This window comes from Metapseudomonas resinovorans DSM 21078, from assembly GCF_000423545.1.
Lineage (GTDB): Bacteria > Pseudomonadota > Gammaproteobacteria > Pseudomonadales > Pseudomonadaceae > Metapseudomonas > Metapseudomonas resinovorans.
Map to the genome: position 1 here is coordinate 254,361 of NZ_AUIE01000005.1, position 13,126 is coordinate 267,486.

The 13,126-nt window shown below is 65.6% G+C and carries 11 protein-coding genes and 1 pseudogene; 6 read left to right on the forward strand and 6 right to left on the reverse strand.

The annotated features are described in order from the left end of the window. Window positions 1-24: 24 nt before the first annotated feature. From paaK to paaF, 6 genes are all read right to left on the reverse strand, one after another. Window positions 25-1,335, reverse strand: coding sequence for a phenylacetate--CoA ligase PaaK (paaK, locus tag G559_RS0105850; protein WP_028627349.1), 1,311 nt, complete (start codon window positions 1,333-1,335; stop codon window positions 25-27). A gap of 100 nt (window positions 1,336-1,435) precedes the next feature. After that, window positions 1,436-2,641, reverse strand: a complete 1,206-nt coding sequence (gene pcaF, locus G559_RS0105855; RefSeq protein ID WP_028627350.1) for a 3-oxoadipyl-CoA thiolase — start codon at window positions 2,639-2,641, stop codon at window positions 1,436-1,438. Then, entirely contained in the window at window positions 2,634-3,083 is a 450-nt protein-coding gene (gene paaI, locus G559_RS0105860) for a hydroxyphenylacetyl-CoA thioesterase PaaI (protein ID WP_028627351.1), read from the reverse strand. Before paaI ends, pcaF begins: the two co-directional genes overlap by 8 nt. Next, a complete protein-coding gene (gene paaH, locus G559_RS0105865; protein ID WP_028627352.1) occupies window positions 3,076-4,593 on the reverse strand; it encodes a 3-hydroxyacyl-CoA dehydrogenase PaaH in 1,518 nt (505 codons plus the stop codon). The genes paaI and paaH overlap by 8 nt, the downstream gene beginning before the upstream one ends. A 4-nt stretch (window positions 4,594-4,597) precedes the next feature. Next, the gene (gene paaG / locus G559_RS0105870; RefSeq protein ID WP_028627353.1) at window positions 4,598-5,389 is read right to left on the reverse strand and encodes a 2-(1,2-epoxy-1,2-dihydrophenyl)acetyl-CoA isomerase PaaG; all 792 of its coding nucleotides are present in this window, start codon (window positions 5,387-5,389) and stop codon (window positions 4,598-4,600) included. A gap of 43 nt (window positions 5,390-5,432) precedes the next feature. Continuing rightward, window positions 5,433-6,206 carry a 2,3-dehydroadipyl-CoA hydratase PaaF gene (paaF, locus tag G559_RS0105875; RefSeq protein WP_028627354.1) on the reverse strand — a complete coding sequence of 258 codons (774 nt, stop codon included), beginning with the start codon at window positions 6,204-6,206 and terminating at the stop codon, window positions 5,433-5,435. A 406-nt stretch (window positions 6,207-6,612) separates the two neighbouring features. Here paaF and paaN point away from each other — a divergent pair, with 406 nt between their 5' ends. The 6 genes and pseudogenes from paaN to G559_RS0105915 all read left to right on the forward strand — a co-directional run bounded on the left by paaN (window position 6,613) and on the right by G559_RS0105915 (window position 12,953). Continuing rightward, window positions 6,613-8,295: a phenylacetic acid degradation protein PaaN gene (gene paaN, locus G559_RS0105885; RefSeq protein ID WP_028627355.1), complete on the forward strand. Its 1,683-nt coding sequence runs from the start codon at window positions 6,613-6,615 to the stop codon at window positions 8,293-8,295. Window positions 8,296-8,311: 16 nt separating this feature from the next. Next, complete coding sequence (gene paaY / locus G559_RS0105890) at window positions 8,312-8,911, forward strand: phenylacetic acid degradation protein PaaY (RefSeq protein WP_028627356.1); 600 nt, start codon at window positions 8,312-8,314, stop codon at window positions 8,909-8,911. A 91-nt stretch (window positions 8,912-9,002) separates the two neighbouring features. Next, a complete protein-coding gene (gene paaX / locus G559_RS0105895) occupies window positions 9,003-9,926 on the forward strand; it encodes a phenylacetic acid degradation operon negative regulatory protein PaaX (RefSeq protein ID WP_028627357.1) in 924 nt (307 codons plus the stop codon). 94 nt (window positions 9,927-10,020) lie between these two features. Further along, entirely contained in the window at window positions 10,021-10,941 is a 921-nt protein-coding gene (gene feaR / locus G559_RS0105900) for a transcriptional regulator FeaR (RefSeq protein WP_028627358.1), read from the forward strand. A 381-nt stretch (window positions 10,942-11,322) separates the two neighbouring features. Further along, window positions 11,323-11,418 (forward strand): annotated as a pseudogene (locus G559_RS31215) (c-type cytochrome); the annotation flags it as partial. A 44-nt stretch (window positions 11,419-11,462) separates the two neighbouring features. Further along, window positions 11,463-12,953, forward strand: coding sequence for an aldehyde dehydrogenase family protein (locus G559_RS0105915; RefSeq protein ID WP_028627361.1), 1,491 nt, complete (start codon window positions 11,463-11,465; stop codon window positions 12,951-12,953). Window positions 12,954-13,126: the final 173 nt, after the last annotated feature.

Below are 13,126 nucleotides of genomic sequence, written 5' to 3' on the forward strand. Positions count from 1 at the left end.
CGGGGCTTCTTTTTGGCGCCAGCCTTACTTATTTCGATTGTCGTACACGTGGCAGGCCTTGCCCTCGGAGCGCTTCAGCGAGTAGCTGGGGCGCAGGATGATGCGCGAGCTGATGCCGATGTAGGTCTTGATGTACTTGCCCAGCTCGTTGCAGACAGCTTGCTGCTGGGACTCACCGAGGTTCTCGTGCTCGTGCTTGAGCTCGACGTGGACCTCGATGCTGTCCAGGTTGCCGTTGCGGAACAGGTGGATCTCGTAGTTCTCGGAGAGTTGCTTGACCTTCAGCACCTGTTCTTCGATCTGGGTCGGGAATACGTTCACGCCGCGGATGATCAGCATGTCGTCGCTGCGGCCGGTGATCTTGTCCATGCGCCGCATGGGGCGCGCGGTGCCCGGCAGCAGGCGGGTCAGGTCGCGGGTGCGGTAGCGGATCATCGGCAGCGCTTCCTTGGACAGCGAGGTGAACACCAGCTCACCCATCTGGCCGTCCGGCAGTACTTCGCCGGTCACCGGGTCGATGATCTCGGGGTAGAAGTGGTCTTCCCAGATGGTCGGGCCGTCCTTGGTTTCGGCGCACTCCATGGCCACGCCCGGGCCCATGATTTCCGAGAGGCCGTAGATGTCGAGGGCGGTGATCCCCAGGCGCTCTTCGATGGCGCGGCGCAGCTCGGCGGTCCAGGGCTCGGCGCCGAAGATGCCGAGACGCAGCGCCAGTTTGTGCGGGTCGATGCCCTGGCGCTCGATCTCGTCGGCCAGGTTCAGCATGTAGGACGGGGTGACCATGATGATGTCCGGCTGGAAGTCGCGGATCAGTTGGACCTGCTTCTCGGTCTGGCCGCCGGACATCGGGATCACGGTGCAGCCCAGGCGCTCGGCGCCGTAGTGGGCGCCGAGGCCGCCGGTGAACAGGCCGTAGCCGTAGGAGATGTGCACCTTGTCGCCCTTGCGGCCGCCGGCGGCGCGGATCGAGCGCGCCACCACGTTGGCCCAGGTGTCGATGTCGTTCTGGGTGTAGCCGACCACGGTGGGTTTGCCGGTGGTGCCGCTGGAGGCGTGGATGCGCACGATCTCGCTTTGCGGCACGGCGAACATGCCGTAGGGGTAGTTGTCGCGCAGGTCGCTCTTGCCGGTGAAGGGGAACTTCGCCAGGTCTTCGAGGGATTTCAGGTCATCCGGGTGCACGCCCTGTTCATCGAAGCGCTGGCGGTACAGCGGGACGTTTTCGTAGGCGTGCTTCAGGCTCCAGCGCAGGCGTTCCAGCTGGTGCTGGCGTAACTGGTCGACGCTGGCGGTTTCCATCGGGTCAAGCAAGGCGGTATTGGCAATCATGTTCATGGTTTCACTCAAATTATTTTTATGCCGAAGCCATGTAGGCTCCTGAGTGCTGAGGAAGAGGATACTCCTCACCCGTTTTTCAGATCTCGGTTGTTGCGTTTCAGAGCCTTTCAATGATCAGGGCGATGCCCTGTCCCACGCCGATGCACATGGTGCAGAGGGCGTAGCGGCCCTGGCGTTCTTCCAGTTCGTGCAGGGCGGTGGTGACCAGGCGTGCGCCGCTCATGCCCAGCGGGTGGCCGAGGGCGATGGCGCCGCCGTTAGGGTTCACACGCGGATCGTTGTCGGCCAGGCCCAGTTCGCGCAGCACGGCGAGGCCCTGGGCGGCGAAGGCTTCGTTCAGCTCGATCACGTCCATGTCGGCCAGCGACAGGCCAGTCAGTTCCAGCACCTTGCGGGTCGCCGGTACCGGGCCGATGCCCATGATGCGTGGCTCGACGCCGGCGGTAGCCATGCCCACCACGCGGGCGCGCGCCTTGAGGCCGTGGAGTTTGGCTGCGGCACTGCTGGCCAGCAGCAGGGCGCAGGCGCCGTCGTTCACACCCGAGGCATTGCCGGCGGTGACGCTGCCGCCCTGGCGGAACGGCGTGCCCAGCTTGGCCAGCTGTTCCAGGGTGGTGTCACCGCGCGGATGCTCATCCTGTTCGACGATCTTCGGCGGGCCTTTGCGCTGGGGAATTTCTACCGGGACGATTTCCTTCGCCAGTCGCCCTTTGGCCTGGGCGGCGGCGGCGCGTTGCTGGCTGCGCAGCGCGAAAGCGTCCTGGTCCTCGCGGGAGACGTTGAATTGCTCGGCGACGTTCTCGGCGGTTTCCGGCATGGAGTCGATGCCGAACTGGCGCTTCATCAGCGGGTTGACGAAGCGCCAGCCGATGGTGGTGTCGAAGATGTCCGCCTGGCGGGAGAAGGCGCTTTCCGCCTTGCCCATCACGAACGGCGCGCGGGACATGGATTCCACGCCACCGGCGATCATCAGGCCGGCTTCGCCACAGCGCAGGGCGCGGGCGGCGTTGCCAATGGCGTCCAGGCCGGAGCCGCAGAGGCGGTTCAGGGTGGTGCCGGGTACGGTCACCGGCAGGCCGGCGAGCAGGGCGGACATGCGCGCAACGTTGCGGTTGTCTTCGCCGGCCTGGTTGGCGCAGCCGTAGATCACGTCGTCGATGGCGCTCCAGTCCAGTTCGGGATGGCGCTGCATCAGTGCGCGCATGGGCACGGCGCCGAGGTCATCGGCACGCACCGCGGACAGGGCGCCGGCGTAGCGGCCGATGGGCGTGCGCACGGCGTCGATAATCAGGGCGTCATTCATCAGGGGTCTCCTGCGCGAGTACCGAGCCGCGCACTTTGTAGGACTTGCCGTGGAAGAGGGCGATCAGTTGCCCGTTCTGGTTTTCGATGCGCACGTCGTAGTTGCCGGTGCGGCCGCTGCGGCTTTGCTCGATGGCCTGGGCGGTGAGGGTGTCGCCGAGGCGCGCCGGGGCCACGTAGTCGATGCTGCAGCCGATGGCCACGGTGGCCTCGTTGTAGGTGTTGCAGGCGAATGCAAAGGCCGAGTCGGCCAGGGCGAACAGGTAGCCGCCATGGCAGGTGCCGTGGCCCTGGACCATGTCGTCGCGCACGCTCATGCCGACGCGGGCCTGGCCCGGTGCGACCGAGAGCAGGCGCATGCCCATGGCCTGGCTGGCGTTATCGCGCTCGAACAGTTCGCTGGCGCAGGCTTCTGCGAGGGAGAGGGCTTCGTGGTTAGTCACGGAAGTTCCTCCCTTCGGCAACCTGGCGGCGCAGCAGCAGGGAAGGGCGGTAGCGCTCTTCGCCATAGGCGGCCTGGAGGTTTTCCAGGGTGCGCAGGACTTCCTTCAGGCCGATGGCGTCGGCCCAGGCCAGCGGCCCTTGCGGATAGTTCACGCCGGCACGCATGGCCAGATCGATATCGCCAGCTGAGCCCACGCCCTGCAGCACGGCATCGGCACCTTCGTTGGCGAGCATCGCGACGGTGCGCAGCACGGCGAGGCCGGGGATGTCGCTGAGTTGGCTGACCTTCAGGGCGGCGCGTTGCAGTAGCGCCACCGCCTGGTCGCGGGCTTGCCCGGACGTGTTGGTGGCGCAAGCGATGCCAAGTCGGCTGGCCTTGGCGTAATCCAGTGCGAGGTCGATCAGCACCAGGTTGGCGATGCCGTCCTCGCGGGAACGCTGGCTGGCGAGGCGGCCGTCGGACAGGGCGATTACCGCGTCACCTACCCGCAGCAGGCCCTTGCCGTCACGGCGGACCACGTTCACGCCGGCGTCCACCAAACGCTGTACCAGGGGTTTGGCAACGCCCAGGCTGCCTTCCACCACACAGGATTTCACGCTTGCATCGCTGGTCAGCTCGGCCGGTTGTGGGCGCTCAGCGCCTTCGGCATAGCTGTAGAAACCGTGACCGCTCTTGCGGCCCAGACGGCCGGCGTCCACCAGTTCCTTCTGGATCAGCGAGGGCTGGAAGCGGAAGTCGCCGTAGTAGGCGTCGAATACCGAGCAGGTGACGGCGTAGTTGACGTCATGGCCGATCAGGTCGGTCAGTTCGAAGGCGCCCATGCGGAAGCCGCCCGCGTCACGCATCAATGCGTCGAGGGTGGCGCAGTCGGCGGCGCCTTCCTGCAGCAGGCGCAGGCTTTCGGCATAGAAGGGACGCGCCACGCGGTTGACGATGAAACCGGGGGTGGAGCGGGTATGCACCGGCTGCTTGCCCCAGGCCCTGGCGGTTTCGTACAGGCCTTCGGCGAGGTCGCGGTCGCTCGCCAGGCCAGAGACGATCTCCACCAGGGCCATCAGCGGCGCCGGGTTGAAGAAGTGCATGCCGATGACCCGGCCCGGATGCTGGAGGCCGGCAGCCAGGCTGGTGATGGACAGGGAAGAGGTGTTGCTGGCCAGGATGCAGTCGGCGCTGCACAGCGCTTCGAGCTGGCGCAGCAGGCCACGCTTGACCTCCAGGTTCTCGACGATCGCCTCGATCACCAGGCTGGCGTCGGCCAGGGTTTCGATGGCCTCCACCGGTTGCAGGCGGGCAATCGTGGCGGCGCGGGCCTCGGCGGAGAGTTTGTTCTTCTCCACCAAACGGCCGAGTTGGCGGTCGATGCCGTCGATAGCCTGGGCAGCGGCGCCGGGGCGATTGTCATAGAGCTTGACCGGATGACCCGCCTGGGCGGCGACCTGGGCGATACCGGCACCCATGGCGCCGGCACCGATCACGGCGACGGTGGCAGATGTGTGGAGGGCGGGCATGGGCTCAGCGTCCTTTGAAGGCTGGGGTGCGCTTTTCCATGAAGGCGCTGACGCCTTCGCGGTAGTCCTCGCTGCGGCCAGCAAGGCGCTGCAGGTCGCGCTCGAGGTCCAGCTGCTCGTCGAAGCTGTTGTTCAGGCTCGCGTTGAGGCTGCGTTTGATCAGGGCCAGGCCGTAGGTCGGCTGGGTGGCCAGGTGGCGGGCGAGCTTCTGGGCTTCCTCGCGCAGGGCGGCGTCGTCCACCACGCGGTAGATCAGGCCCCATTGCTCGGCCTGCTCGGCAGTCAGACGGTCGCCCAGCAACGTGAGGGCCTTGGCGCGTGCCATGCCGACCAGGCGCGGGAGGGTCCAGGTGCCGCCGGAGTCCGGGATCAAGCCGATCTTGCAGAAGGCCTGGATGAAGCTGGCCGAACGGGCGGCCAGCACCAGATCGCAGGCCAGCGGGATATTGGCACCGGCACCGGCGGCCACGCCGTTCACTGCGCAGATCACCGGCATGGGCAGGTCGCGCAGGGTGCGGATCAGCGGGTTGTAGAACTTCTCGATGGATTCGCCCAGGTCCGGCGCGGCGGTGCCGGGTGCCACGTTGCGGTCGCCCAGGTCCTGGCCGGCGCAGAAGCCGCGACCTTCACCCGTCAGCAGGAGGACGCGCACCTCGGGGTTCTGGCGAACCTGCTTGAGCGCTTCGCGGACTTCGCCATGCATGGTGGCGTTGAAGCTGTTCAGTTGCTCAGGGCGGTTGAGGCTGAGGGTGGCGACACCCGCCTCGATGGAAAACAGGATGTGTTCGAAGTTCATGGCTTTGGGCGCTCTACGGAGTTCGAAGGGGCAGGGGCCGGGGTTACTGGCCGGTGAATTCGGGGCGACGCTTTTCCTGGAAGGCACGGATGCCTTCGTCACGGTCGCGAGTGCCGGCCAGCAAGGTGAAGGCGTGGCGCTCGAAGCGCAGGCCGCTGGCGAGGTCGGTGTCTTCGGCCTTCAGCAGCGCTTCCTTGGCCAGGCGCACCGCCAGCGGCGCCTTCTGGGCGATGACGCGGGCGATGGCGATGGCGCGTTCGACGGTGAATTCCGGCTGGGTCACTTCGCTGACCAGGCCGGCGCGCTGGGCATGCCCGGCGTCGATGGATTCGCCGGTGAGCACCATCTGCATGGCCAGGGATTTGCCGACCGCACGCAGCAGGCGCTGGGTGCCACCGGCGCCGGGCATGATCCCGAGGTTGATTTCCGGCTGGCCGAAGCGCGCGTCTTCGCCGGCAATAAGGATGTCCGCATGCATGGCCAGCTCGCAGCCGCCGCCCAGGCAGAAGCCATTGATGGCGGCGATCAGCGGCTTGCTGAAACGGGTGATGCGCTGCCAGTGGGCCAGGCGTGGATCATTGAGGATGCCCACCAGGTCGCGCTCGGCCATTTCCTTGATGTCGGCCCCTGCGGCAAAGGCCTTGCGGCTGCCAGTGATGACCACGACACGGGTCTCGGCATCCTGTTCGGCGGCATCCAGTTCAGCGGCCAGCTCACCCAGCAACTCTGTATTGAGCGCGTTGAGCGCTTCCGGGCGCTGCAGGGTGATCAGGCGGACACCCTGCTCGGGCGGCAGGACAGCAAGGGTACGAGGCATGTCGACTCTTCCTCAGGTGCACGCACGGCCGTTGTCAGCCGCTCTTATTAGTGGGTTCGGGGTGGACCCCTTCCTGTATCGACCCCGCTGAGGGCAGGGCGACTTTGGCCGGAGTATAACCACAAAGCGATACAAAACAATAAGTGTAGATATGATTTATGTGTCTCATATCGAATGTCTTTACTACCAAAGGCCAGATAGCCAGGGGCAGGAATTATCTCTGTATCGCCGGATTTTCGGGCTTGCGTGGATGTTTATGGACTTGCCGAGCATGCCGATGACCGGTCGTCATCTGATACAGATGGCTGCGCTTTTATGTTTGTGATTGATGTGATACAAAATTCGGCATCGAGCGAATCACTTTGCGCCACCTTGTGGCTTCACCCGTTTGTTGAGGAGTTCTCTCATGTCGACCACCGCCCGTGCCGCCGCTCTCGAGTTGTTCGAGCACCACCGTGGCACCCTCGAGCGTGCCATCCAGGCAATCAGCGAGCGCGGCTACTGGTCGCCCTTCCCGGAAAGCCTCAAGCAATACCCGGAAGAGGCGGTGAAGGGCGCCCAGGCGGCCTTCGAGGCACTGCTCGGCCAGCACTTCACCCTGGCCGGCCCGCAGCGGGTGGGTCGAGCCGGCGCCGAGCGTTCGCCCTATGGTTTCGACCTGGGTGTGACTTACGACCAGTACGACGCGGACGCGCTGCTGGCGCGTATGCAGGCGGCGCTGCCGGCCTGGCGCGATGCAGGCCCGAACGCGCGGGTGGGCGCCTGCCTGGAGATCCTCCAGCGCCTCAACGCGCTGAGCCCGACCCTGGCCCATGCGGTGATGCACACCAGCGGCCAGGCCTACATGATGGCTTTCCAGGCTGGCGGCCCCCACGCGCAGGACCGTGGCCTGGAGGTGCTGGCCTACGCCTGGCGCGCCATGGCCGAGGTGCCGCAAGCGGCGCGCTGGACCAAGCCCCAGGGCAAGCAGGATCCGCTGGTGCTGGACAAGCGCTGGCACATCGTTCCGCGTGGCCTGTCGCTGGTGATCGCCTGCTCGACATTCCCTACCTGGAACACCTACCCCGGTCTGTTCGCCAGCCTGGCCACCGGCAACCCGGTGCTGGTCAAGGCGCACCCCGGCGCGATCCTGCCGGTGGCCATGAGCGTCAAGGTCGCCCAGGACGTGCTGGCTGAACTGGGCTACGACCCCGCGCTGGTCAGCCTGGTGGTGGATACCCCGCAAGCCCCGGTAAGCCAGCGCCTGGCCCTGGACCCGCGCGTGAAACTGGTGGACTTCACCGGCTCCAATGCCTTCGGCAACTGGCTGGAAGACAATGCCCGCCAGGCCCAGGTGTTCACCGAGAAGGCCGGCATCAACAGCGTGATCATCGACAGCGTGCGCGACATCAAGGCCGTGGCGCGCAACCTGGCCTTTTCCCTGAGCCTCTATTCCGGCCAGATGTGCACCACCACCCAGGCCATCTACGTACCGCGCGGAGGCATCCGCAACGGTGAAGAGCAATTGAGCTTCGATGAGGTCGCTCAGACCCTGGTCGGCGCCGTTCGCAGTTTCCTCGCTGACAACGAGCGTGCCTGTGCGGTGATCGGCGCCATCCAGTCCGAGGCCACCGCCCAGCGTATCCAGGCCTGCCGCGAGCTGGGCGAGGTGCTGCTGGACAGCGAAGCCCGCGAACATCCGCAGTTCCCCGGCGCGCGCATCCATACGCCGCTGCTGCTGAAGGTGGACGCCGCCGACCGCGATGCCTATTCCGAAGAACGCTTCGGCCCTATCGCCTTCGTCATTGCCACCGACGACACTGCGCACAGCCTGCGCCTGGCGGGGGAGGTTATCGCCGAGAAGGGCGCCCTGACCCTGGGCGTGTATTCCACTGACGAGGCCGTTCTTGACCAGGCCGAGCAGCTGTCCCAGGAGGTCGCGGTGGCCCTGTCGGTCAACTTCGATGGCGGCGTTTTCGTCAACCAGTCCGCGGCCTTCAGTGACTTCCACGCCAGCGGCGGCAATCCGGCGGCCAACGCCTCTATCACCGATGGCGCCTTCGTTTCCCGTCGTTTCGTCACCGTGCAGAGCCGTCGCCACGGCGTATAAGAAGAAGGAGCGTCCGATGACTTGCTACAGCCTTGATGGATTGACCCCGGTGGTGCATCCCACCGCCTACGTGCATCCCAGCGCCGTGCTGATCGGTGACGTGATCATCGGCCCGGGCTGCTACGTCGGCCCCCTGGCCAGCCTGCGTGGCGACTTCGGCCGGATCGTCCTGGAGGAGGGCGCCAACATCCAGGACACCTGCGTAATGCACGGCTTTCCCGACAGCGACACGGTGGTCGAGCGCAATGGCCACATCGGCCACGGTGCTGTGCTGCACGGGTGTCGCATCGGCGAAGACGCCCTGGTGGGCATGAATGCAGTGGTGATGGACGGCGCGCAGATCGGCGCGCGCTCCTTCGTTTCGGCTACCGCCTTCGTCAAGGCCGGCTTCAGCTGCGAGGCGCAGTCCCTGGTGATGGGCGCACCGGCGCAGGTCAAGCGCCGCCTCAGCGATGAGGAAGTGGCCTGGAAACAGGCGGGTACCCGTGAATACCAGCTGTTGGCCCAGCGCTGCCTGACGAGCCTGGAAGTCTGCGCGCCTCTGGCGGAGGTGGAGGCCGACCGACCGCGTATCGCCGACCGTGGCCTGCGCCCAAAGGGTACTTCGTCGCAATGAGTGCGGTCTTCGCACACCGGGGGTGTTCCCCGATGGTCATGCCGATGAGCCTGCGGGTATATTCGGCATCTTTTCCGTTTCCAGAATGCCCATGACTTCGCTCGTGCCCTTGGATCAACTCGTCACCCGCTTCCAGCAGCAGACGCCCATTCGTGCCAGCTCGCTGATCATCACCCTCTACGGCGATGCCATCGAGCCCCACGGCGGGACTGTCTGGCTGGGCAGCCTGATCCAGTTGCTGGAGCCCATGGGCATCAATGAACGGCTGATCCGCACGTCCATCTTTCGCCTGACCAAGGAAGGCTGGCTGAGTGCCGAAAAGGTTGGTCGGCGCAGCTACTACAGCCTGACCGGCACAGGCCGGCGGCGGTTCGAGAAGGCCTTCAAGCGGGTCTACAGCTCCAATGTGCCGGCCTGGGACGGCGCCTGGTCGCTGGTGGTGCTCTCGCAATTGCCCCAGGACAAGCGCAAGCAGGTGCGCGAAGAGCTGGAATGGCAAGGTTTTGGTGCGATTTCGCCCACCGTGCTGGCCAACCCGCGCTGCGACCGCGTGGACCTGACCGCGACCCTGCAGGAGTTGGATGCGGTTGAAGACAGCATCATTTTCGAAACCCGCTCCCAGGACGTGCTGGCCTCCAAGGCCCTGCGCATGCAGGTTCGCGAGAGCTGGAACATCGACGAGCTGGGCACGCACTACAGCGAATTCATCCAGCTGTTCCGCCCGCTCTGGCAGGCCCTGCGCGAGCAGGAGAACCTGCAACCGGCCGACTGCTTTGTGGCCCGAACCTTGCTGATCCACGAATACCGCAAATTGCTGCTGCGTGACCCACAACTGCCCGATGAACTCCTTCCGGGCGATTGGGAAGGCCGCGCGGCGCGTCAGCTGTGCCGCAATATCTACCGACTCATCTTTGCCAAGGCAGAGGAATGGCTGAACGCGGCGCTGGAAACCGCGGATGGTCCGTTGCCTGACGCCGGAGAGAGCTTCTATCAGCGATTCGGTGGATTGAGGTAAAGCAGCCGCCCAGGGGGCGGCAGTCACGGACGAGGTGAACCCGGCCTGGCCGGATAATGACAAGAACAACGCCTAGCGTGAGGCTGAGAAAGCCATGATGAGTGCACAAGCATTGAGGGCAGACCACTTCGACGAGTGGCTGCAAGGTATCAACCAGGTCTGCGGGCGCTTCGGCGCCAAGCTGCTGGGTTCGGAGTTTTCCGGTGCCATCCGCGAGCACAAGGCCGGCGCCATCAAGCTGAGCTTCGTGGACGTGGCCCAGGCGCGCCTGTTCCGCACCCCTAAGGAAGTGGCCCAGAGCGACGGCAAGCACTTCTACCTGGCGTTCCAGCTGGCGGGCCGCGCCGGCATGGAGCAGGGCGGTAACAGCATCGAACTCGCACCCGGCGACATCACCCTGATCGACTCCACCCAGCCCAGCGACTTCGTCTACCACGAGAATTCCCGCCAGCTGTCGCTGATCGTGCCGCGCCACGTGGTCGAGCAGGGGCTGCGCTTCTCCGGCGTGCGTTGCGCCCAGCGCATCCCCGCCAGTTCGCCGGTGGCGGTGCTGGCGAACCGGCTGATTATCGAATCCACCCACCAAGGCAGCCTCAGCCTGCCCGAGAGTGAAGCCACCCTGGAGGCGATGGTCAGCTTGCTGCGTCCGGCCCTGACCTGCGCCGAGGTCGAACCGGACTCCCACGAGCGCCTGTTCCGCAAGACCCTGCGCTTCATCGACGAGAACATCTGCGCCGAAGAACTCTGCCCGGAAACCATCGCCCGTGAAGTGGGCGTGTCGGTGCGTGGCCTCTACCGAATGTTCGCCAAGAAAGGCCTGGTGGTGGCGCAGTACATCAAGAACCGCCGCCTGGATTTCTGCGCCGAAAGCCTGCGCCACTCCAGCGGCGAGCAGAAGCTCTCGGCGCTTGGCTACGCCTGGGGCTTCACCGATTCCAGCTACTTCTCCACCGCCTTCAAGGCGCGTTTCGGCGTATCGCCCAGCGAGTACCGCAAGCAGTACAGCCAGGGCTGAGCGTTCTTGTAGGGGCGCTAACCCTGTAGGGGCGATTTCAATCGCCAAGGGCGGCGCAGCCGCCCCCGGAGAGGTCCCAGAGCAGGACTGCGTCCTGCTTGGCGAATGAATTCGCCCCCACAAGTGCGCCCCTGCCGCCAACACCTGGCAGCCCAGCCAACACGACTGGCACAGACAAAAAAACCTCGAATCCCGTCTGCGCCGAGAATCCGGACATCGGCCCTGTTTCCGTGCGCGTCCTTGCGACCCTGCGGGGCAGGCCTGTGAACGATCGAGGTGGTGATGTTGATGCACAAACGCAAGACGGGGCTGCTTTCCGTTGTTCTGCTGCTGGCGACGCAATCGGCGCTGGCAATGGACTGCGCGCCCGCCCACGTGCAGAAGGGCTTCGTCGCCAGTACCTACATGCCCTATGCCGGAATGGCCAGCGCCGACGATCGTCGCGCGGTCGGCTGCTTCCTGGGCGCACAGAAATGATGGCGCCGGGCAGGCGCCCGGCCCACGGATGAAGAGGATCGAGCATGAGCAAGGTTGAAATCCTGCCGCAGGTGGCGGCATTCCTGGAGCGCCGCCACGGCTGCTTCATCGACGGCCAGTGGGTGCTGCCGGAAGGCCCGACCACGCCGGTCTTGAACCCGGCTACCGGCGAGACCATTGCCGCCGTGCCGGACGTGCCGCTGGAGTACCTGGATCGTGCCGTGCAGTCCGCCCACAAGGCGTTCAAATCCCGCGTCTGGTCCGGCCTGCGTCCGGCCGACCGCGAGCGCATCCTCCTGCGCTTTACTGCCCTGGTGGAAGAGCACGCCGAGGAACTGGCCCAGCTGGAAACCCTGAGCCAGGGCAAGTCCATCAACATCTCGCGCATGCTGGATGTCGGCGCCACCGTCGAGTTCATGCGCTACATGTCCGGCTGGGCGACCAAGATCGAAGGCCAGACCATGGACGTGTCCATCCCGATCCCGCCGGGCTCGCGTTTCACTGCCTTCGCTCGTCGTGAGCCGGTGGGCGTGGTCGCCGGCATCGTGCCGTGGAACTTCCCGCTGATGATCACCACCTGGAAGGCGATGCCGGCGCTCGCCACCGGCTGCACCGTGGTCATCAAGCCCGCCAGCGAAACCCCGCTGACCGCCCTGCGCCTGGCCGAACTGGCCTTCGAGGCGGGCATCCCGGCTGGCGTGTTCAACGTCGTCACTGGCGGCGGCAGCACCGTGGGCAACGCCCTGGCTTCGCACCCGCTGATCAGCAAGGTGTCCTTCACCGGTTCCACCGCCGTGGGCAAGAGCGTCGGTGTGGCCTGCATGGAGAACATGACCCGCTTCGCCCTGGAGCTGGGCGGCAAGAACCCGATGATCCTGCTGGCAGATGCCGACGTGGAGACGGCGGTGCAGGGCGCGCTGCTCGGGGGCCTGCTGAACAACGGCCAGGTGTGCGCCGCAGCCTCGCGCTTCTACGTGCACCAGTCCATCTACGAGGAGTTCGTCCAGGGTCTCTCCGCTGCGGTGAAGGGCCTGTCCATCGGCCCGGGCATGGACCAGAACGCGGCGATCAACCCACTGGTGTCGTTCAAGCAGCAGCAGAATGTGCTCAAACACATCGACCTGGCCCGCCAGGAAGGCGCCCGTGTGGTGGCCGGTGGCGAGCGCCTGGAAGGCGAGGGTTTCTTCGTCCAGCCCACCGTATTGGCCGACGTGAACCACGAGATGACCGTGGCCCGCGAGGAAGTCTTCGGCCCGGTGCTGTCGGTGATCCCCTTCACCGATGAGGACGCCATGATCGAGCTGGCCAACGACAGCCCCTACGGCCTGGCAGCCAGCCTCTGGACCAACGACCTGTCCAAGGCGATGAACCTGGTACCGCGCATCGAAGCCGGCACCGTCTGGGTCAACGCCCACGTGCTGCTGGACCCGAACATGCCCTTCGGCGGCGTGAAGCAGTCCGGCATGGGCCGCGAATTCGGCCGCGCCGTGATCGAGGCGTACACCGAACTGAAATCGGTCTGCATCTCGCACTGATCCAAACCCTCGATTTCCGGCAGGCGCCTTCACGCCTGCCGGTTTTTTTTTGCATTGTTTTCGTCGGCCCCGAGCGCGTCCTTCTCGTAGGATGGGTAGAGGTACGAAACCCATCGAGGCGGGGGCGCTGGTAAAGAAGTCGCACCGCGTCGGTGCGCCAATGGCTTGCGGTT